The organism is Actinophytocola sp. (assembly GCF_050699915.1).
Taxonomy (GTDB): Bacteria; Actinomycetota; Actinomycetes; order Mycobacteriales; family Pseudonocardiaceae; genus Actinophytocola.
Map to the genome: position 1 here is coordinate 1 of NZ_JBOHGA010000106.1, position 20,293 is coordinate 20,293.

Genomic DNA, 20,293 nt, shown 5'->3' on the forward strand with positions numbered 1-20,293 from the left:
GCACCGGCCAGCATCGCCGCGGCGGCGCCGGCCACCCCGGCCGGCTCACCCTCGCCGGCGCTGGCCAGCTTGGCCTCGCCGTTGGACTGGTCGGGCACGAGACCGGCGGCCACCTCGCCGTTCACCGAAGCGGGCGTGCTGACCTGGTCCTTCGGCTCGGGATCGGTAGGCACCCGGTCGAGGTCGATCGCGTGGGTGGTCGGCTCGTTGACGCCGTCGTCGACCTCCAGCGTGAGTTTGCCCGGATCGAAGAGCGGACGCTCCGCGGTGATCGTCAGCGGACCGTCCTTGATCACGCACTGCCCGTTCGTCGCGGCGAGCACCCGTTCCATCGGGTCGGCCCCCGCCCCCGGGGCGTCCTGCGTGCGCGGCGCCAGCTCGCTGGCCGCGTCGAAGTCGAGGTGGTAGCTCCTTGGCCGCCCGACGCCGCCGCCGACGGTGACCCTGACGTGTCCCTCACCGTCCGGGCTGGTCACCGAGATGGTCCGGTTCCCGTTCTTGATCGTCGCCAACACCGGCCCGGCGACTGCCTCCACAGCGACAGCCGACTCGACTGCGACAGCCGGCTCAACAGCGGCAGCCGACTCGACAGCGACAGCCGGCCCGACGGTGACGGCCGGCTTGACCGCGACGGCCGGCGCGGCCCGCTCACCCGGCACCCCCAGGGACGAGAACACCTTGGCCTCGGCCAGTTTGCGCAGGTTCTCCAGCGCCGCCTCGAAGATCTCCCCGACCGGCTTCTTCAGCGCGTCCGTCGCCGCGTAGAACTCGTTGATCTTCCGGCCGAGCTCGCTGCGCTCCTGGTTGGCGAAGGTTAGCGCGGTCTGCGCGTCCTGCTCGTGGTCTCGCCCGTCCCCGTCGTGGAACCACTTGTAGTTCGACCGCTGGAGCGCCTGCCCCAGCAGGACGGTGCGCACCACGTTCTCCTTGTCGCAGGCCACGCAGGACGCGCACGACTTCAGGTCCCGGACCTCCTGCTCACCGATCCAGAGCCAGTCCTCCGGCGGCACGAAACCCGAGAAGTCCAGCAGCGTCGACGTGCACTCGTCGCGGTAGGCCAGGTACATCGTCCGGATGTTCTTGATCGCGGTCGCGAGGCCGGCCGCGGTCGCCCGAACGGCTGCCGAGTAGTCGTCGAGGGTCTTCTCGACCTGCTCGATGGCCACCCGGAACGCGTCGTGCGCCTCGCCCCGCCAGTCGTGGGCGAGCCGCTCCCGGCCGCTCCTCACCACCTTCGAGATGGCGTCGACGGCATCGGCCAGTCCAACGAGCCGAGCGACGTCCTTCTCGATCCGGCCCCAGCGCAGACCGGCGATCTCCAGGCGCTTGCCGGTGCCGGACGGGAGGAGGTTCAGCGACAGCTTGTCGTCGTAGGCGTGCAGCGTCCCGTCGACCGGGTCGTCGAGGGGTTTGCCGATGACGTCCCAACAATCGCCGCCATCCCCGGTGGCGGAGAGGGCCGCGGTCATCGCGGCTACCGCGTCGGGGTGGTCGAAGCTCACGCCGGGCCCCTGGCGCCGCCGGAGGCCTCGATGTCGCGCTGCGCGACGGTGTCAGTCTCGATCACCAGGTCCGTGCCGCGGTCGAGCTGACCGGCGACCGCGCCGAGGTGTTCGCCCAGCTTGCCGAGGTCGTCCACGAGCATGCCCACGTACTTCTCGAAGGCGTCGCCGTGGTCACCCCAGGTGCTGCCGAAGTCGGCTGCCTTCGCGGACGTGTCGCCGAGGGTCGCCTTGACCTGTTCGACCTGCGCACTCGCCTGGCTGAACACCTCGGCGTAGGCGCGGATCGCGTCCGGGTCGTAGTCGAAGCCCTCCGGCATGGTCTCGGTCTCCCCCTCGATGGATCGGGATCCAGGCACGGATCGTACGCCCGCGGACACTGTTAGCAACATACCGAGGGCATCTCGCGCTTGGGGTCGAAACGATGCGAATACCGACGAAGGGACCGTAGGCGCTGGTCAGCCTACGGCCGAGACTACCCCGACCAGGCGTTGGGCGGCGGCCTCGGCCATCTCGTGCGACGGGGCCTCCACCATGACCCGGACCAGCTGCTCCGTCCCGGACGGCCGCAGCAGCACCCGGCCCGACTCACCCAGCTCGGCCTCCACGGCGGCCACCGCCGAGGACACCGAGTCCGACGTGGCCACGGCGGCCTTGTCGGCCACCTTCACGTTGACCAGGACCTGCGGCAGCCGCGTCATCACGCCGGCCAGGTCCGCGAGGGACCGGGACGTCGCCGAAATCCGGGCCATCAGCCGCATCGCGGTCAGCAGACCGTCGCCGGTCGTCGCGTGGGCCGGGAGGACCACGTGGCCCGACTGCTCGCCGCCCAGCGACAGGCTGCCCGCGCGCAGCTCCTCGAGCACGTAGCGGTCGCCGACCGCGGTGGTGCGCAGGTTCACGGCGTGCTCGCGCATCGCCAGGTGCAGGCCCAGGTTGCTCATCACGGTCGCGACCAGCGTGTCCTCGGCGAGCTCGCCGGACTCCTTCATCGCGAGCGCGAGCACGGCCATGATCTGGTCGCCGTCGATGACCTCGCCGGTCGCGTCGACCGCGAGGCACCGGTCGGCGTCGCCGTCGTGGGCGATGCCCAGGTCGGCCTTCTCGGCCAGGACGGTCTCGCGCAGTCCCTCGAGATGGGTCGAGCCGCAGCCGTCGTTGATGTTCTCGCCATCGGGCAGCGCGTGGATCGCGATCACCTCGGCCCCGGCCTCGCGGTAGGCCTGCGGCGCGGCGGCCCAGGCGGCGCCGTTCGCGCAGTCGACGACCACGCGCAGGCCCTCCAGCCGGTTCGGCAGCGCCTTGTGCAGGTGCGCGAGGTACCGGTCGAGCGCGTCGCTGATGTCGTAGATGCGGCCGACGCCGGCGCCGGTGGGCCGGTCGACGGTCACGCCGACCATGGCCTCGATCTCGTCCTCGATGGTGTCCGGCAGCTTCTGCCCACCGGCCGCGAACAGCTTGACGCCGTTGTCGGGCATCGGGTTGTGCGACGCGGAGATCATCACGCCGAGGTCGGAGTTCAGCTCGCCGACCAGGTACGCGATGGCGGGCGTGGGCAACACGCCGACCTGCATGACGTCCGCGCCCGCGGAGGTCAGCCCGGCCGCGACCGCCGCCTGCAGCATCTCCCCGCTCGCCCGCGGGTCCCGGCCGACGACCGCGACCGGGCGGTGCGAGCTGTCGTGCTCGGCCAGGACTCTCGCCGCCGCCGCCGCGACCGACATGGCCAGCTCCGGGCTCAGGTCGCCGTTGGCCAGGCCGCGAACCCCATCGGTTCCGAACAGACGCGCCATCGTTGGGAGAACCTCCAGGACGGACGAAACGTGAACGCCACGTCTGGTGCATCGTGCGCACCGGACGTGGCGTTCATCGCATGGCTGTGCGTGACCGACCGATACAGGGTCAGCGCTTGCTGTACTGCGGAGCCTTCCGGGCCTTCTTCAGGCCGTACTTCTTGCGCTCCTTGACCCGCGGGTCGCGGGTGAGGAAGCCGGCCTTCTTCAGCGCCGGCCGGTCCTCGCTGTCGATCTCGATCAGCGCGCGGGCGATCGCGAGGCGCAGCGCACCGGCCTGCCCGGTGATGCCGCCGCCCTTGAGGTTCGCGCGGATGTCGAACGCCTCGGGCTTCTCGAGGATGACCAGCGGCTCACGGATGAGCTGCTGGTGCACCTTGTTCGGGAAGTACTCCTCGAGCGACTTACCGTTCAGCAGGAACTTGCCGGTGCCGGCCACCAGACGGACCCGGACGACGGCTTCCTTGCGCCGGCCGACGGTCTGGGCGGTCTCCCCGGTCACGCGCGGCGGCGTGGCGGGCTTGTCCTCCGGCTCGGCGGCGCTGGTCTCAGGGGTAGTCAATGGTCCTCGCTTCGTGCTGGGTCCGGCCGGCCTTACCGGCTGACCTTGGTGATCTCGAACGGCTTGGGCTGCTGGGCGGCGTGCGGGTGGTCCGGGCCGGCGTAGACCTTCAGCTTCTTGCCCTGGGCGCGGCCGAGCTTGTTCTTCGGCAGCATGCCCTTGACCACCTTCTCCAGCAGTCGCTCCGGCCGGCTGTCCAGCAGCTCACCGAAGGACTGCTTGCGCAGGCCGCCCGGGTAGCCGCTGTGCCGGTAGGCGAACGCCTGGTCGCGCTTGTTGCCGGTGAGCACGACCTTCTCCGCGTTGACGATCACGACGAAGTCGCCGGTGTCCACGTGCGGCGCGAAGGTGGGCTTGTGCTTGCCCCGCAGCAACGTCGCGACATGCGACGCGAGCCGACCGAGCACCACGTCCTCGGCATCGACGATATGCCAGGTGCGAGCCACCTCGCCGGGCTTCGGACTGTACGTACGCACGGATCTACCTCGTCGTCATCTGCGTGGGTGCCTGCGCGGGCTTGCGCGGGCACGTGCCCACGCCGCACAACAACTCCTAGAAGATACCTGCCGGCTTCGAGCAGGGTCAAAGCGCCCCCCGTTCGCCGGTCCGCGCCCGCTCCCGGCGCGGCGACGCTACGGTGCAACCGGCAGCAGGTTACGTGTCCGAAGGGGTGTCCATGACTACCGGACGACCAGGGCGTGTCGTGGTTCTCGGCGCCGTCGTGGTCCTCGCCGCGACCGGTTGCGCGCAGGCCACCGCCGGCTCCGCGCGGCCGAACGAGGAGGCCGCGGACGCGATCACGGTCGAGGCCGGGATCACCGCGTTCCAGGAGCACTTCGAGAAGCTCGGCGACGAGCACGCCAAGGTCTACAACTTCCTCAACTACGGCGACATCCAGCTGACCACCGAGCACGAGTCCCGCAAGTACGGCGACCCGCCGATCACCGTGCTCGAGCGGCGGCGGGCCGACGAGTCCGACACCTCGGTGGTCCTGCACCCGCCGGACGACCCGGTGGACTACGTACGCCTGGACGAGCGCCACGCCCACCTCGCGCCGACGCCGTGGGTGTCGACGCCGACGATCTACTCGAACGGTTTCGAGACCTGCTTCCTGCTTACCGCGTGGCTCGCTTGCCACCTGGACAACGCGATCGCGCAGACGAAGCTGGAGGCGCCGGACCGGCAGCCCGAGCAGTCCCGCAAGACCGAGGACGGCGTCGAGGTCACGACCGGCGCCCTGCTCGGGCTGATGATCGACGAGGGGTTCATCGGGATCCCGCCCGAGCGGCAGGACGAGGTCACCGCGCAGATGCGCGACGAGGTCGTGCCGGTGGTCATCCGGCTCGACGAGGAAATGAGGTTCACCGGCTTCGAGATCCGGGGCAAGGTCGACGACGGCAAGACCCAGCCGCTGGAGCTGCAGATCGGCTACGAGGTGCTCGGCAAGGCGAAGGCGGACGACTTCCCCGAGAAGCCGGCGGCGAGCGAGCTGACCGCCATCACCGACAAGGCCGCCGCGGACAAGTTCTGGGAGGACTTCAACTCGCGCGAGCCGGCCGGCTGAGGCCGAAAGGTTCGAGGTCCAGACCTCTGTCGAGGTACCGTCCACTGTGGATTAGTTACCGTTCAACTATCCAGACAAAGCTGTGGGGCCCGGGAGATGACTCCCGGGCCCCACGGCAGGTCTTGCGTCAGTTCACCAGCGGGCGGCGTTGTGACGCTCGCCGTCGCGGTAGTCCTCGGCGGCGCGCATGACGGCGGAGCCGATGGCCGCGAGAACCTGCTGCAGGTCGGCGGCGGCCTGGTCCCACTTGGCCTGGTGCGAGTTGTACATCTCGGCGGCGTTACCGGTCCAGCCGGCCACCAGCGGCTGCAGGTACTGCTTCAGGTCGTCGAGCGAGCCCTGCACCTTGTTCGCCTGGGTGCTGATGTTGCCGGCGGCGGCCTCGAGACCGCCGAATGTAACCTTGATCTGGCCGTCAGGCATTGCTTCTTTCCCCTTGTCTCAAGTTTCTGGAGTAGCTGGTTCCGGGACTGCGGTGGGTGTTCGAGGTCAGCCCTCGAGCTGTGCGGAGAGGTTGCCGAAGACGTCCTGCTTCGAGGCTTCCTGCTCGGCGTAGGTACCACCGGCGGCGCCGAGCTGCTCAGAGATCGCCTCGAGCGCGGCGTTGAGGTTCTTGGCGTCGGTGTCGAAGCGCTGCATCATGTTGGCGAACGCCGTGGCGGCGCTACCGGTCCACTGACCCTGCAGGCTGACCACCTGGTCCCAGACCTGCTTGAGGGTCGCCTCGACGTCTTCCTTCACGCCGACGACCTTCTGCTGGGCGTTGGTGAAGTCCTCAACTGTCCCTGTGTAACCGTCAGGCATTGGGAGCTGCCCCCTTCATCTTTCTCTTGGTCGGGTCGTACGCTTTTTGGTTCGTACGCCTCTTGCGACGTAGACCCTGCCATGTCCGGTTCCAGGTTGTCGCCACCTGATCGGAGGTCGTTGCGAGCGTGAACGCCTGTTTGGTGAAAGATCGACGACCGTGGCCATTGGACCGGCCGGTAGCGGAACCCCGCAGCCGCAAGGACGTTTGCCTGCGCAATCCCCGAAAAGCCCGCTCTAGCTGGGGTTTCTGTCTTCCGGGAGCTCGAAGACGGAGCCCGGCAAAGGATCTGGACGGTAGGATTCGACGGTTGCGTCGATGAGGATTCGCTGTTGCGAAAAGTCCTCGTTCTCCTCGCGCGAACCGGGGGCGGGCGCGGTTGGTGAATCGATCCCGGCTTCGATCGATTCATCGGAGGTCTGAGCCACTGGCGTCGGCGCGGGCTTGGCGGAGGTGTCCAGGTCGTAGAGCACCTGGTGCTGGGAGAAGTCCTCGTCCTCCGGGGTGACCGGGCGGACCTCGGCCGGCGGGTCGGGCAGCCGGGCGGTCAGCTTGTCGGCGTCCGGCAGGTCCTCGACGGTCAGGTCGTTGGCGGTACGGAACCGCTCCGCCTCGGCACGGGCGTTGGCGTCCGTCGGCGCGACCTCACCTCGGTGGACGCCGCGCAGCCGGCCGGTCTTGGCCTGTTTGGTGAGCTCGTCGCTGCCGCGGCGGAACTCGGCGGACTTGGCCTTCGCGTCGTCGGCCGCGCGCCGGGCCCTGGTGAGCGCGGCCTCGACCTCGGCCTTGAATCGCGCCGCGGCCGCGCGGAAACCGCCGTCCTGCCCCGTCATGTCGGCACCTCCGCGGGGAGCGTAGCTCAGCCGGTGACGGTCAACGTACGAATGACGGTCTCGCAGGCAGCGGCCACGGTGTCCTGCCCGCCGCCGCCGTTCGCGGCCTGGCAGCCGACGCTGACCTGGGTGCGGCCCTGGAAAACGATGTACCAGGTCACGGACGCCTCGGCGAGGCGTTCCCGGTACCGGACGACGTCCCGGCCGGCGTAGGAGGCCGCGTCGTCGAAGTCCGCGAAGGCCTCGCCGGCCTGTTCGTACTCGGTGCGCAGCCGGTCCACGGCGCGGGCGCGGTCGGCGTCGCTGTCGAACGAGAGCCGCTGCTCCTCGACCAGGACGCGGTCGTCTCCGCTCTCGCGGCCGGCGGGCTTGAGCTCGGTGCGCAGGCGGTCCGGGTCGCCGCCGGTCTGCAGCCAGCCCTCGGGGAGGGCGAACTGGTACTCGTACTGGGCGATCACGCGGCTCGGCGGCGGACTCGGCGAGGTCGGGCGGGCCTGTGGGTCCACGTCGCCGCCGCTGAGGGCGACGACGAGGGTGACGACCGCCGCGACGACCAGCGCCGCGCCGGCGGCCAGGAGAAGGGCGGTGCGGTTCGGCTTCGGTGGCCGGCTTTCCGGTGGCCGGTTGCTCACGGCCGGGCCGACCGGTTGTGGGATCGGCATGCCGCGGGCCGGGGTCGGCGGTCGCGGCGGTGCCACGGGCCGGGTGGCCTCGTCCTCGGCGACGGCTCGCAGCGCGCCGCGGGCCACGACCGTCTCGGGCTGGTCGAGGGAGGTCGGCACGACGCCGGTGCGCTGGTGGACGAGCCGGGAGACCAGCGGGATCCGGCTGGACCCGCCGACGAGGAAGATGCCGGCCAGGTCGGCGGGCTTGAGGCCGGCCTCGCGGATGGCGTTCACGGTGAGCTCGGCGGCGCGGTCGAGCTGTTTGGTGACGAGCTGTTCGAGGTCGAGGCGGGTGACGTGGGCGTCCGGGAACGGCGGCGGCATGGGGATGTCGGTGTAGGTGTGCCGGGAGAGGGTTTCCTTGGCGCCGCGGATGTCCTGGTGGATGACGCGGCGGCGCCGGCGGTCGGCGAGCTCGCGGCCTTCGATGAGGGTGCGCCAGGCGGTCTCGTCGGTGGTGGAGACGACCGAGCCGACGTGGTCGAGGAGGAGCTGGTCGACGTCGGCGCCGCCGAAGGTCGGGTCGCCGCGGGCGGCCAGGACCTGGAAGGGCGCGCGGCCGGCCGTGGCCCGGACGACGCTGACGTCGACCGTGCCGCCACCGAGATCGAGGACGGCCAGTGCCCGCCCGGCTCGAGGAGTCGCCGTCGCTCCGGGGTTCGCGGCCGGCACCAGGTTGGCCGGCCCAGGGTTCGCCGTGGGGTTCGCCGGTCGAGGGTTCGCCGGCCCGGGGATCGCCGGCCGGCCGTTGGCGGCGGGGTCGGCGGGCGGGAAGGTTGCCGCGTGGAAGACGGCCGCGGCGACGGGTTCGGGGACGAGCACGATGTGGTTGGCGAGCCCGTTGGCCGCCTGGCGTAGGACGCGGGTCCGGACGCCGCCCCAGTCCGCGGGGTGGGTGAGCACGAGCAGGTCGATCGCGGCGCCGCCGGCCACGCGCCGGGCCTCGCCGACCGCGCGGGCGAGCACGGCCCGGATCACCTCGCGCACGCGGACGACGGTGGCGCCGAGGAGGAGCTCGGTCTCGTCGATGCGCCGTTTGGGGTGCGGCTCGTAGCGCGACGGGTCGACGGCGGCCTGCCGATCGGCCTCCTGCCCGACGAAGAGAGTGCCGTCCGGCGCCGCGTAGACCGCTGAGGACATGAGCGGACTCCCGTCGACGGCCACGACCTGCGGCTCCCGCCCACGCACGGAGATCGCGATGCAGGTGCTGGAAGTGCCGAAGTCGACCGCCACCCGCAGCGTCATCCTCACCCCCTGGCTCATCCACCACGCCGGTCGCCCACACCCTGCCACCACCCGCCGCGGTCCGGAAACGCAGCAGGCGCGGCGAGTCAGCAGGCGAGGCTATCCGCTGCTCAACCCCAGCCCCGAACGGGCGATGCCCAAGGCCAGCGGGAGGCGGCCGACAACTCACCACGACCGGACTGCAGCCGCCGCCGGGCGGTCCGGCCCCGGCCGGGGTCAGGTTGCGTGGACAACGGCCTGGTCCGCGTTCAACCGGCCACCGCCAGCCGAGCAGGAACAACCGCGACCCTGGAATGGCCCGCAAGCCGCGGAGGCGAATCTCCTAGCAGGAGGCAGCATCCAGAGGCGACCACCGCCGCGGTCCAGGCCAGCCACCACCGGCCGCGCGGTAGCAACCGCGACCTAGGCGCAGCACCGCTTACCGCGACAAGAAACCCTCCGAGGCGGGCAGCCAACATTCCAAGGCCGACGGCCACACGCGACCACCGCCGCCGCGGTCCAGACCGGCCTCCACCGGCCGCGGTAGCAACCGCGACGGGGCGCAGCACCGCACACCGCGACAGCAAACCTCCGAGGCGGACGGCCAACATTCCAAGGCCGGCGACCAGACGCGACCACCACCGCGGTCCAGACCAGCCACCACCGGCCGCGCGGTAGCAAACCGCGACCTAGGCCGCAGCACCGCACACACAACGGCAACTCCGAGGCGGGCAGCCACATCCCACGACCGACAGCCAGACGCGACCACCACCGCGGTCCAGACCAGCCACCACCGGCCGCGCGGTAGCAACCACGACCGGACGCGGCACCGCACACCGCGACGGCAAACCTAGAGGTGGGTGGCCAACAATCCCGAGACAGGCGGGCGGCAGCCAGAGGCGGCCCCCGCTGTTCGAACCGGCAATCGCCGGCCGGCCGGTGGCGACCACGACCTGGGCGCGGCACCGACCGCCGCAACGGCGAATCTCCGCAGCGGGCCGGCACCTCTGTTGGTTCGGGGCTACATCTCTGGGGTGATCCAGGCGATCTGCATCAGTTGTTGGCCCAGCTTGCGGCTCACGATGGTGCCGCGGCCCGGGGGTAGTGCCGTGGGGCGCACGGTGCCGATCAGTTGGCCCTCTTCCTTGCTGCCGGAACCCTGCAGCGCCGGGCTGGCGATCTCCTTCAGCTTGCCCAGCACCGGGTCGTACATCGCCCTCGAGGAGCCGCCGCTTCGGCGCATCGCGACCAGGTGCAGGCCCACGTCCTTCGCCTGTGGGATGAACTCGTTCAGCGGCTGTAGGGGGTTGTTGCCCTGCGGACACACGAGGTCGTAGTCGTCGACGATGACGAACAGCTCCGGACCCTTCCACCACGACCGGTTGCGCAGCTGCTCCTGCGTGACGTCCGGCCCGGGTAGGCGCTTGCGCATCGAGCCGGTGATCTCCTTGATCATGCCCGTCAGCTGGTTGCTGGACACCGCGTACCCGAGCAGGTGGTCCGTCTTCACGAAGCCCAGCATCGTCCGGCGATAGTCGACCAGGAGGATCAGCGCCTCCTTCTTCGTGTACCGGTCGACGATGCCCTGCACGATCGTGCGCAGCAGGTTCGTCTTGCCGGACTCGCCGTCCATCAGCGCGAAGAAGTGCGGGTCCGCGTCGAAGTCCAGGTATACCGGCGCCAGCGCGTCCTCGTTGACGCCGATGGGCACCGCCCGGCCCGGACGCTGACCGTCCAGCGCCAGCAGCTCCTCGTACGGCAGCGTCGCCGGCAGCAGCCGGACCTTCGGCGCGTGCTGGCCCCGCCAGGCACCGTTGATCTTGGCGATCGCGTCCTGCACGCCGCCCGCCACGTCCTGGGGATCGCTCGAGCCGTCGATGCGCGGCAGCCCGACGAGGAAGTGCAGCTTGTCGCGGGACAGACCGCGACCGGGCTGGCCGCCGGGCACGTTGACCGCGACCCGACGGTCCACTTCGGACTCACTCGGGTCACCGAGGCGCAGCTCGAACCGAGTACCCAGGAGGTCCTTGAGGGCCGGACGAATCTCCGCCCAGCGGTTCGCGGAAACGACCAGGTGCACGCCGTAGGACAGGCCCTGCGACGCGATGTTGAGCACCTGCGGCTCGATCAGCTCGAACTCCTGGCGGAAGTTCAGCCAGCCGTCGATGAGCAGGAACACGTCACCGAACTTGTCCTCGGTGAGCTCGCCGCGCCGCTTGCGGTTGCGGAAGTCGGTCATCGAGTCGATGCCCCGGTCCCGGAACAGCTGCTCGCGCTCGGCCATGACCGTGGCGACCTCAGCGACCATCCGGCGCACCTTGTCCGGGTCGAGCCGGCCGGCCACGCCACCCACGTGCGGCAGCGCCTGCAGCGTGCCCAGCGTGCCACCACCCAGGTCGACGCAGTAGAACTGCGCCTCCTCGGCCGTGTGCGTGAGCGACATCGACATGACCAGCGTGCGCAGCATCATCGACTTGCCCGACTGCGGACCGCCGGCGACCGCGGCGTGGCCGGCCGCGCCGGAGAAGTCGGCCCACAGCAGGTCACGGCGCTGCTCGTACGGCTTGTCGATCAGGCCGAGCGGCGGCTGCAGCCGGCCGTTGCCGAAGAACCCGACCGGCGACAGGCCGCGGTCCTCGGTCGGCTGCAGTGGCGGCAGCAGCGTGTCCAGCGAGTTCGGCGTATCCAGCGGCGGCAGCCACACCTCGTGCGCCGGCGGGCCCTGGCCGATGAGCCGGCCCACGACGACGTCGAGCTCGCTGGGCTCGGTCGGTGCGCTGCTCTCCGGCCGCCGCTCCTCCTTGGGCGCCTCGGCGGTGCTCTCCGGCTCCTTGGGGATGTCGACATAGTCCGGCACGAACAGCTTCGCCCGCCGGTCACCCGTGATCGGCGCGGCCGGGCCGACCGCCTGGATGCCGGCCGACCGGTACGGGCCGGACACGTACGACGCCTTGAACCGCACCATCGTGGAGGTGTCGAACTTCAGGTAGCCCGAGCCCGGCACCGACGGCAGCTCGAACGCGTCCGGCACGCCGATCGCCGCGCGGGACTCCGCCGCGGAGAACGTCTTCAGGCCGATCCGGTACGACAGGTGCGAGTCCAGACCGCGCAGCTTGCCCTCCTCCAGACGCTGCGAGGCCAGCAGCATGTGCATCTGGAGCGAGCGACCCAGCCGGCCGATGGCGACGAACAGGTCGATGAAGTCCGGCTTCGCGCTCAACAGCTCGGAGAACTCGTCGACCACGATGAACAGGGCCGGCAGCGGGTCGAGGTCGGCGCCGTTCTCCCGCGCCTTCTCGTACTCCCACACGTTCTTGAAGTTGCCGCCGTTCTTGAGTGCCTCCTGCCGCCGGTTCATCTCCCCGGCGAGCGCGTCCTTCATGCGGTCGACCAGGGTCAGCTGGTCGGCCAGGTTGGTGATGACCGCAGCGACGTGCGGCGCGGCGTCCAGGCCGAGGAACGTCGCACCACCCTTGAAGTCGACGAGGACGAAGTTCAGCGTCGACGACGAGTGCGTGGCCAGCATGCCCAGCACGAGCGTGCGCAGGAACTCCGACTTACCGGAGCCGGTGGCGCCGATGCACAGGCCGTGCGGGCCCATGCCCTCCATCGCGGCTTCCTTGATGTCCAGCTCGACGGGCTGGCCGAACTCGCCGACGCCGAACGGCACCCGGTACCGGTCGCGGACCGGCCGCGGCCGCCAGGCCTGCTGGACGTCGAAGGTCATCGGGTCGCCCGGGATGCCGAGCAGCTCCAGCAGCGTCGGGTTGGACAGCAGCGGCTCCTCGCCGCCGTCGTCGGCCGCCGCCGCGCCGAGCCGGTAGGGCGACAGCTTGCGGGCCAGCGCCTCGGCCTCGGCCACGGTGATCGAGTCGGGCCTGGCGAACCACTCCACGCCGCTCGCGCTGCGCGCGCCGAGCCGGTCCCGCTCGACCACGAGCCGCAGGCCGCGACGGGCGGTGAGGCTGCCGAGGCTCTCGGACAGGTCCATCAGCGTGACGCCGACGAGCCCCTCCTCCAGGATGATCTGCTCCTCGCGGGTGACCTCGCCGTCGTCGATGACGATCAGCACCTGCGGCTGGTCGGGCTGCGGCGGCGCGTTGCGGGTGAACCGCTGGCGGTCACGCAGCTCCTCGTCGAGCCAGGCCTCGACCTGGGCCAGCGAGCCGGCCATCATCCGCAGCTGGCCGATGCCGTCGACCATCGTGGGGTGCTGCGCGTGCGGCAGCCACTTCGCCCACTCCCACTCCTCCTTGGCCCGCCCGGAGGTGACGACCGCGACGAGCACGTCGTCCGGGGTGTGGAAGGTGACCAGCTGGCCGATCAGCGCGCGGGCCAGGCCTCGGGTGAGCTCCTTGTCGCCGGACAGGCCCACCGCGGCGAACCCGCGGATGGCGATCTGGATGGGCAGCTCGGGGACGATCGAGTGGGCCCGGACGAACCGGCGCAGTGCCAGCGTGGCGATCGGCTCGAGCTCGTCGACCGGACCGGTCTGCGGGGGCACCAGGCGGGTGGCGAGGCGCTGGCTGCCGCGGCCGGCACGCAGGTGGCAGAAGTCGGGGTCGGACTGGCGGCGCTCCCACATCCGGCGGCTGGTGGCCATCGACCACAGCGCCTGCGGGTCGGGGTGCACCCACTCCAGCGCGGCCCGCTGGTCCAGCGACGCCTCGCGGGCGCGGTCGCGCATCTGGCCGAGGTAGCGCAGGTAGTCCTTGCGGTCCTCGTTCATCTCGGCCTTCTTCTGGCCGCCGCCGCGTCCCTGGCCGAACATGCCGACCATCGAGAACATCATCATCATCGGGAACAACAGCGTGAGCGGGCTGCGCCCGGCCGCGCCACCGACGGTGAACAGCAACGCCACCATGCCGAGCATCGCGACGATCATGATGACCGGCAGCAGCTTCATCAGGATGTTGCCGGGGATGACCCGGGGCACCTCGGGCGGCGGTTCCAGGTGGACCTCGCCACCGGGCTGGCGTGGCGCAGCCAGCCGAGGTGACCTCTTGAACTGAACCGTGCTCACCGCTGTGACGCCCCCGTACGTGCTCGGACAACCACTTCTTGCCGGAACCGGCGTACACGCCGAAACCGGTACGGCCATACTAGGGGCCGCCACTGACAGCACGGGGTGGTTATCGAATACAGGTCGGGAGGGGCGCGTGGCAACCGGGACGACGGTGTTCAGCCGGGTGACGGTGGTGGCACCGAGAACACGGATCGACGTCGCGCTCCCGGCCGGAGTGGCAGTCGCCGATCTCTTGCCGATGCTGCTCGAGATGGCCAAGGAGGCGACGCCCGACGGCGGCGCCCGGCACGGCGGCTGGTGTCTGGCCAAGCTCGGCGACTCACCGCTGGACCCGAGCCGCACACTCGCCTCGCTCGGTGTGATCGACGGCGAGCTGCTGCAGCTGCGCCGGCGCGCGGAGAACCCGCCCCCGCCGCTGTACGACGACGTGGTCGACGCGATCGCCGAGGCGTCCCCGGACAGCTACCGGCCCTGGACCAAGCAGACCGCGAACCGGATCGGCTACGTGGCGGGCGCTCTGGCGCTCATCACGGCCGCCCTCGCCGTCCTGATGACCGGCCCGCTGTTCGGCGGCTCAGCGGTCGGCGCCTCGATCGCCGCGGGCGCCACGGCGATCGGTGCGGTCGCGCTCGGCGCGGTCATCGCGCGCGGCTACCAGCAGGAGACCACCGGTGTGCTGATCGCCGCGGCCGGCGGGCTGCCGATGGCGTTCGTGAGCGGGCTCTATATCGTGCCCGGGGAGACCGGGCGGGCGAGCCTGCTGCTCGCGAGCGCCCTGGTGCTGATCGTCGCCTCGGCCTCGATCATGCTGATCGGCGCGGGCGTGACGACGTTCGTGGCGGCCGGCTCGGCGGCGCTGATCGGCGTGATCGCGTTCGCCATCGGCACGCTGATCGCGCACCCGGCCGAGGGCATCGCCGCCGGCACCGCCGCCGTGTCGCTCGCCGGGCTGTCCGTGCTGCCGCGGCTGACCATCCAGCTGGCGCGGCTGCCACTACCGAACGTGCCGGGCAGCGCGGAGGACCTCAAGGAGGACACCGGCTTCCCGGACTACCGCTCGATCGAGCGGCGGGCCGGCCTCGCGCACGAGTACATGACCGGCATGATCATCGGCTGCGGCGTCGCGGCCGCCATCTCGGCGATCATCACCGCCGGCAAGGCCGACGTGTGGGCGATCAGCCTGGCGATCGCGGCCACGCTCGTACTGCTGCTGCGGGCCCGCACCTACGCCAACGGCAGCCAGGCGATCGCGCTGCTGGCCACCGGGATGCTCTCGGCCACCGGCATCCTCGTCGGCTGGCTGATCAGCCAGAGCACGACCGACCGGCTGCTGTGGGTGTTCGGCTCGTTCATCCTGATCGGCGCCGCCGCCCTGGTGCTCGGCGTGATCTTCCCCGAGCAGCGGTTCTCGCCGCCGCTGCGCCGCACGGTGGAGATCATCGAGGCCATCTGCATCGCCGTGCTGCTGCCGCTCGCGCTCGCCGTGATGAACCTGTACAGCGCCCTGCGGCACGCCAACATCCTGCCCAACAACTGATCGTGCGAGCGCGCCTGACCCGCCGCCTGGCCACGACCGCCGCCGCGCTGCTGGCGGTGCTGGTCCCGGCCGCACCGGCGGCGGTCGCGCAGCCGCCGAGCAACCCGGACGGGCCGGCGGACAGCGCCAGTGGCCCGACCCCGCCGCCGCTGGACGGCGACCGGTCCGTGCCGGGTGACAACGGGCTGCCCGACCTGCCCTACACGCGCAAGGCCAACCTCGCCTGCGTCCAGTCGATACCGAGCGAGGTGGAACTGCAGAACATCCCGTGGGGACAGCGGGTGCTGCAGTTCGACGAGCTGCACAAGTTCGCCACCGGCCGCGGACAGCGCATCGCGGTGATCGACACCGGGGTGAACCGGCACGAGTACCTCGGCAACCGGCTCTCCGGCGGCGGCGACTACGTCCAGGGCGGCGGCAACGGCCTCGACGACTGCGACGGCCACGGCACCCAGGTGGCCGGCATCATCGCGGCGAACCCGAAGGACGACTCGATCGGTTTCAAGGGCATCGCCTACGACGCCGAGATCGTCAGCATCCGCCAGTCCAGCGACTACTTCGAGTACCAGCCGCCCAACCAGAACGACCGCAACGGCCGCCCGAAGGCCGGCAGCGTCTCGACGCTCGCCAAGGCGGTGGTCAACGCCGCGCGCCGGAACGTCGACGTGATCAACATGTCGATCGACAACTGCCGGGCCGCGACCGACCCGATCTCCGGGCCGGAGCGAGACTTACAGAAGGCCCTGCGCTACGCGGTCGAGGACGAGGACGTCGTGGTGGTCGTCTCGGCCGGCAACACGCCGAGTGGTGCGTGCAAGGTGCAGAACTCGGCCGACCCGGAGAACCCGACCTACATCGTCAGCCCGCCGTGGTTCTCCGACTACGTGATCTCGGTGGCGGCCGTGCAACCGGACGGCGCCGTGGCCGAGTTCTCGATGCACGGCCCGTGGGTGAGCGTCGCCGCGCCGGGCGTCGACATCATCTCGCTCGACCCCGGCGACCCCACCCGGCTGGTCGACCAGAGCGCGACGGGCGGCGGCGAGCTGGGGCCGATCGTGGGCACGAGCTTCTCCGCGCCGTACGTGGCCGGGCTCGCGGCGCTGATCCGGGAACGGTTCGAGAAGCTCGGCAAGCCGCTGACCGCCCGCGAGGTCATGGACCGGATCAAGCAGACCGCCTCGCACCCCGCCGCCGCCGACGGACACAACGTCAAGGTCGGCTACGGGATGATCAACCCGGTCGGCGCGCTCACCTCGAAGATCCCCGGCCAGGAGGGCATCACGGCCGACGGGCCGGCGGACGTCCCGTTCGAGATGCCGCCGCCCCATTCGCGGGACTGGGGGCCGGAGCAGGTCGCCGTGATCGGCTCGTTCGGCGGTCTCGCGCTGTTGTTGCTGACCATGTTCATCGTCCACACCGTTCGCCGCCAGAAGCGGGACCGGACCGGTTCCGCATGACAGCGAGGGATCAGCCAGCCATGGCAGCTACCCGTACCCGGCGCGGGCTGTCCGTGCTCGCCGCGACCCTCGTGTTCGCGACGATGCCGGCGGTCGCCGCGGCACAGCCGGCCGAGCCTTCGGCGCCCACGGCGCCGGGTGCGCCGCCGTCCGGCGAGCAGGAGTCCGGCTTCGCGGAGCCGCCGCCGCTCCCGCCCGGCTTCCCGCCGCCGGTCGACGACGGCAGGCCGGACAAGGCGTACACGCAGAAGACGCAGTGCGTGTCCTCGAACTCGGAGGCGGTCCAGCTGGAGACGCGGCCGTGGGGCCAGGACGCGCTGCGCTTCGAGGACCTCAGCCGGTTCGCCACCGGCAAGCGCCAGACGGTGGCGGTGATCGACACCGGGGTGTCGCCGCACGACTACCTCGGCAACCGGCTCGTCGGCGGCGGCGACTACGTGATCGCGCGGGACAACGGTCTCAAGGACTGCGACGGACACGGCACCGAGGTGGCCGGCATCATCGCGGCGAAACCGAAGGACGACTCGATCGGGTTCCGCGGGATCGCGCCGGACGCGCGGATCCTGAGCATCCGGCAGTCGAGCGCCAACTACCGGTTCGAGGACCCGAAGAACCGGGAGAACAGCGTCGACTCGGCCGGCAACCTCGGCACGCTCGCGAAGGCGATCCGCCGGGCCGCGGACAGCGGGGCGACGGTCATCAACATGTCGGTGGACAGCTGCCGCCCGGTGTCGTCCGGCGGGATCACCGAGGCGGAGCGTCAGGTGCAGGCCGCGCTGCGGTACGCGGTCGAGGAGCGCAACGTCGTCCCCGTGGCGTCGGCGGGCAACCGGGGCGAGAACAACTGCTCGGAGCAGAACAGCGCGGACCCGAAGAACCCGACCTACATCGTGACGCCGCCGTGGTTCGCCGAGCACGTGATCTCGGTGGCCGCCATGGACAGCAACGGCGACCCGGCGGAGTTCTCGATCCAGGGGCCGTGGGTGGGCGTGGCCGCGCCGGGCACGGACATCATCTCGCTGGATCCGGCCAACCCGACGGGACTCGCGAACCAGACGGTCGACGCGCAGGGTCAGGCCTCGCCGATCCAGGGCACCAGCTTCGCGGCACCGTACGTCGCCGGGCTGGCCGCGCTGGTCCGCGAGCGGTACCCGGACCTGAACGCGCAGCAGGTGATGGAGCGGATCAAGCAGACCGCCTCGCACCCGGCGGCCGCGGGCGGGCACAACAGCCGGGTCGGCTACGGCATGATCAACCCGATCGGCGCGCTGACCACGATGATCCCGTCGGAGTCGGGCATCGCGCGCGACGAGGCGGTGGACGTGCCGTTCGAGATGCCGCCGCCGTATACGCGCGACTGGGCGCCGGAGCAGGTGGCGATGATCGGCTCGTTCGGCGGTCTCGGCCTGCTGCTGCTGACCTTGTTCGTCGTCCGCACGGTGCGCCGCAACCGCCGGGAAGCGGACCCGATGCGTCCGGAACCTCCGCTCTGACGTCTGTCCACTGTGGCCCGTCGGTGGCTCGTCTGTGGCGTCGGTGGCTCAGCTGTGGTCCGTCTGCGGCGGCCGCGACTTGTCCACAGTCAGGCGAGTTGTCCACAGCTCCCGCGCAGACACCGATTCCGTCGGTGTGCACCGATAGAATGGAGTCACGGGGTGCCCCCGGAGAGGGTGGGGGCTGTCACTACGCGTGTGCGCGCTAGCGTCGGTTGCGGGCCTCGTAGTGAGCGAGTTTCGCAGTCGAGCAAGCCTTTGTTGTGAGAGCGGCCTTCGTGGAAGGCCGGGCGTGGTCAGGAGCGGCGGCTGCGGGTTCGGCCCGCCAGCTTGCGCAGCTCCGCGCGGATCTCGTCCCTGGGCAACGGGTTCACGCTCATCCATGTGTCGTCGCCGGCGAGCCGGAAGCGGCCGCGGTCCGTGTCCAGCCAGCGCAGTTCCTCACCGGAGCGCTGCCACTGGTCCTCGGAGTCGTCGCGGCGGGCCACGCCTGCCTGGCCGTTCCCCAGCACCGGCTGCAGGTGCGTCACCATCCGCCGCGTGATCCGGTCGTCGATGCCGTGCCGGGCCAGCAGCTCATCCAGTTCCTGCCCGGTCAGCGATTCCGTATCAGAACCGGACGTCATCGCCGTGAACGTCTCTTCGATCGCCCGCCGCGGCAGGCTGAACGGCGCGGTGCGCGGCGCCTCGACGCGAGGCACGAGCTTCATCACGTCGTTGACGGCCTCGTCGAGGGTCACCGCCTTCATCCGGATCACACCGTCCGGATCGGACAGTTGCTGGGTCACCAGCAGGGACTCGTCCCGATGGGTCAGCAGCGCCACCGCGAGGTCGAGTTTCTCCGTCGCCAGCACCAGATCCAGCACGCCGGTGCTCGACCGCAGCAGGAACACGAAGTCCTCGGCCACCCCGAGCGGGCCGTTCTCGTCCGCGAGCCCGCGGTCGGTCAGCTGCTCGCGCGCGGCCCGGAACCGCATCCGCTGTTCGGTGCCGGTCATCCCGGACGCCGGCACGTCCAGCGGGAACGGCGCCTCGACCTCGGCGAACGTGCACAGCAGGTCCACCTCGACCGGCAGCAGCGGCTCACCGAGCGTGCTCTGCAGCTCCATGCCTAGACGAACTTGAACTTCGTGGAGTTGTCGCCGTCGACCTGGAGATACTCCGCCGCGCTGCGCTCGGCGCTGGCGATGAACTCCTCCATGCGCGCCAACGCGGTCGTCAGCTGGCCGTGCAGCCCGCGCTCGCTGCCCATCCGGTCGGTGAACTTCTCCGCGAGCTCCTGCCCGACCGGGCTCGTGCCCAGCATCGGCGCGTAGTTCGGGGTGGACAGCTCCGCGACCTCGCTCGTGATCCGCTGCAGGTCGGCCCGGACCTGCTCCACGGCGGCCGCGAACTCGCGCACCTGCTCCGGCTCGACCTGCCAGTCGCCACCAGACTCTGCTGCGTACATCTGGTCTCCCTCTACAGCCCTATGACGGGCGGTGCCGCCTTCAAGTCGGTCGCGAACGGGTCGTCCTCGATCGGCACCCGCCTGCGGTGCTGGCTGTCCTCTTCCTCGTCGGCACGGTTGCCCGGCGCACCCATGCCGTAGCCGCCGCCCCGGCCGCCAGCGCCGCCGGCGAACCGGCCGCGCCCGCGGTACTCCTTGTCCCCGCGCCCGCCCGCGCCGTAACCGCCGCCCGCGCCGGCACCGGCGCCGCGACCCGCCGCCGCACCCGCCGCCCGGCCGTAGGCACTGCCGCCGCGAGTCGTGTTGGCGCCACGTCCGCCCGCGCCGAGGCCCCCACCGGCGCCGAGGCCGCGACCAGTCGTGGCACCGCGCTGACCCGCGC

Annotated in this window: 16 protein-coding genes and 1 pseudogene; 4 read left to right on the top strand and 13 right to left on the bottom strand. The window is 71.0% G+C overall.

Going from position 1 to position 20,293, the window contains the following annotated elements; translation table 11 throughout:
* The 5 genes from ACRDSK_RS19175 to rplM form a co-directional block, all read right to left on the bottom strand.
* Positions 1–1,502, bottom strand: a 1,502-nt coding sequence (locus tag ACRDSK_RS19175) for a WXG100 family type VII secretion target (RefSeq protein WP_431442473.1), incomplete at its 3' end; no start/stop codon positions are given.
* Complete coding sequence (locus ACRDSK_RS19180; protein WP_431442474.1) at positions 1,499–1,861, bottom strand: WXG100 family type VII secretion target; 363 nt, start codon at positions 1,859–1,861, stop codon at positions 1,499–1,501. The genes ACRDSK_RS19180 and ACRDSK_RS19175, both read right to left, overlap by 4 nt.
* A gap of 99 nt (positions 1,862–1,960) precedes the next feature.
* On the bottom strand, positions 1,961–3,295 hold the full coding sequence (glmM, locus tag ACRDSK_RS19185) for a phosphoglucosamine mutase (RefSeq protein ID WP_431442475.1): 1,335 nt from the start codon (positions 3,293–3,295) through the stop codon (positions 1,961–1,963).
* A gap of 109 nt (positions 3,296–3,404) precedes the next feature.
* A complete protein-coding gene (rpsI, locus tag ACRDSK_RS19190; RefSeq protein ID WP_431442476.1) occupies positions 3,405–3,857 on the bottom strand; it encodes a 30S ribosomal protein S9 in 453 nt (150 codons plus the stop codon).
* Positions 3,858–3,889: 32 nt separating this feature from the next.
* Positions 3,890–4,333 (bottom strand): 50S ribosomal protein L13, encoded by a 444-nt coding sequence (rplM, locus tag ACRDSK_RS19195; RefSeq protein ID WP_431442477.1) that lies wholly within the window; start codon positions 4,331–4,333, stop codon positions 3,890–3,892.
* Between the two features lie 200 nt (positions 4,334–4,533).
* Between rplM and ACRDSK_RS19200 the strand changes: the two genes are divergently transcribed.
* Complete coding sequence (locus ACRDSK_RS19200; protein WP_431442478.1) at positions 4,534–5,421, top strand: hypothetical protein; 888 nt, start codon at positions 4,534–4,536, stop codon at positions 5,419–5,421.
* A gap of 132 nt (positions 5,422–5,553) precedes the next feature.
* Here the strand turns inward: ACRDSK_RS19200 and ACRDSK_RS19205 are convergent, their stop codons facing one another.
* The 5 genes from ACRDSK_RS19205 to eccCa all read right to left on the bottom strand — a co-directional run bounded on the left by ACRDSK_RS19205 (position 5,554) and on the right by eccCa (position 13,971).
* Positions 5,554–5,844 carry a WXG100 family type VII secretion target gene (locus ACRDSK_RS19205; RefSeq protein ID WP_431442480.1) on the bottom strand — a complete coding sequence of 97 codons (291 nt, stop codon included), beginning with the start codon at positions 5,842–5,844 and terminating at the stop codon, positions 5,554–5,556.
* A 66-nt stretch (positions 5,845–5,910) separates the two neighbouring features.
* Positions 5,911–6,225, bottom strand: a complete 315-nt coding sequence (locus ACRDSK_RS19210; RefSeq protein WP_431442481.1) for a WXG100 family type VII secretion target — start codon at positions 6,223–6,225, stop codon at positions 5,911–5,913.
* A 237-nt stretch (positions 6,226–6,462) separates the two neighbouring features.
* The gene (locus tag ACRDSK_RS19215) at positions 6,463–7,059 is read right to left on the bottom strand and encodes a hypothetical protein (protein ID WP_431442482.1); all 597 of its coding nucleotides are present in this window, start codon (positions 7,057–7,059) and stop codon (positions 6,463–6,465) included.
* A gap of 26 nt (positions 7,060–7,085) precedes the next feature.
* On the bottom strand, positions 7,086–8,969 hold the full coding sequence (locus ACRDSK_RS19220; RefSeq protein WP_431442483.1) for a type VII secretion-associated protein: 1,884 nt from the start codon (positions 8,967–8,969) through the stop codon (positions 7,086–7,088).
* A gap of 1,000 nt (positions 8,970–9,969) precedes the next feature.
* Positions 9,970–13,971, bottom strand: coding sequence for a type VII secretion protein EccCa (eccCa, locus tag ACRDSK_RS19225; RefSeq protein ID WP_431442485.1), 4,002 nt, complete (start codon positions 13,969–13,971; stop codon positions 9,970–9,972).
* A 136-nt stretch (positions 13,972–14,107) separates the two neighbouring features.
* Here eccCa and eccD point away from each other — a divergent pair, with 136 nt between their 5' ends.
* From eccD to mycP (ACRDSK_RS19240), 3 genes are read left to right on the top strand one after another with little or no spacing between them, the layout of a single operon-like run.
* Positions 14,108–15,511 (top strand): type VII secretion integral membrane protein EccD, encoded by a 1,404-nt coding sequence (gene eccD, locus ACRDSK_RS19230; RefSeq protein WP_431442486.1) that lies wholly within the window; start codon positions 14,108–14,110, stop codon positions 15,509–15,511.
* A gap of 2 nt (positions 15,512–15,513) precedes the next feature.
* Positions 15,514–16,968 (top strand): type VII secretion-associated serine protease mycosin, encoded by a 1,455-nt coding sequence (gene mycP / locus ACRDSK_RS19235; RefSeq protein WP_431442487.1) that lies wholly within the window; start codon positions 15,514–15,516, stop codon positions 16,966–16,968.
* 20 nt (positions 16,969–16,988) lie between these two features.
* Positions 16,989–18,461 (top strand): type VII secretion-associated serine protease mycosin, encoded by a 1,473-nt coding sequence (gene mycP / locus ACRDSK_RS19240; protein WP_431442488.1) that lies wholly within the window; start codon positions 16,989–16,991, stop codon positions 18,459–18,461.
* 296 nt (positions 18,462–18,757) lie between these two features.
* Here the strand turns inward: mycP (ACRDSK_RS19240) and ACRDSK_RS19245 are convergent, their stop codons facing one another.
* From ACRDSK_RS19245 to ACRDSK_RS19255, 3 genes and pseudogenes are all read right to left on the bottom strand, one after another.
* Positions 18,758–19,570, bottom strand: a complete 813-nt coding sequence (locus ACRDSK_RS19245) for an ESX secretion-associated protein EspG (protein WP_431442489.1) — start codon at positions 19,568–19,570, stop codon at positions 18,758–18,760.
* A gap of 2 nt (positions 19,571–19,572) precedes the next feature.
* Positions 19,573–19,911, bottom strand: coding sequence for a hypothetical protein (locus ACRDSK_RS19250; protein ID WP_431442490.1), 339 nt, complete (start codon positions 19,909–19,911; stop codon positions 19,573–19,575).
* An 11-nt stretch (positions 19,912–19,922) separates the two neighbouring features.
* Positions 19,923–20,293: pseudogene (locus ACRDSK_RS19255) on the bottom strand (hypothetical protein); the annotation flags it as partial.

Bases quoted from the DNA above. Each gene is read 5' to 3' on its own strand.
- glmM (WP_431442475.1), bottom strand. From the start codon at position 3,295: ATGGCGCGTCTGTTCGGAACCGATGGGGTTCGCGGCCTGGCCAACGGC.
- ACRDSK_RS19200 (WP_431442478.1), top strand. From the start codon at position 4,534: ATGACTACCGGACGACCAGGGCGTGTCGTGGTTCTCGGCGCCGTCGTG.
- ACRDSK_RS19205 (WP_431442480.1), bottom strand. From the start codon at position 5,844: ATGCCTGACGGCCAGATCAAGGTTACATTCGGCGGTCTCGAGGCCGCC.
- ACRDSK_RS19210 (WP_431442481.1), bottom strand. From the start codon at position 6,225: ATGCCTGACGGTTACACAGGGACAGTTGAGGACTTCACCAACGCCCAG.
- ACRDSK_RS19215 (WP_431442482.1), bottom strand. From the start codon at position 7,059: ATGACGGGGCAGGACGGCGGTTTCCGCGCGGCCGCGGCGCGATTCAAG.
- ACRDSK_RS19220 (WP_431442483.1), bottom strand. From the start codon at position 8,969: ATGACGCTGCGGGTGGCGGTCGACTTCGGCACTTCCAGCACCTGCATC.
- mycP (WP_431442488.1), top strand. From the start codon at position 16,989: ATGGCAGCTACCCGTACCCGGCGCGGGCTGTCCGTGCTCGCCGCGACC.
- ACRDSK_RS19245 (WP_431442489.1), bottom strand. From the start codon at position 19,570: ATGGAGCTGCAGAGCACGCTCGGTGAGCCGCTGCTGCCGGTCGAGGTG.
- ACRDSK_RS19250 (WP_431442490.1), bottom strand. From the start codon at position 19,911: ATGTACGCAGCAGAGTCTGGTGGCGACTGGCAGGTCGAGCCGGAGCAG.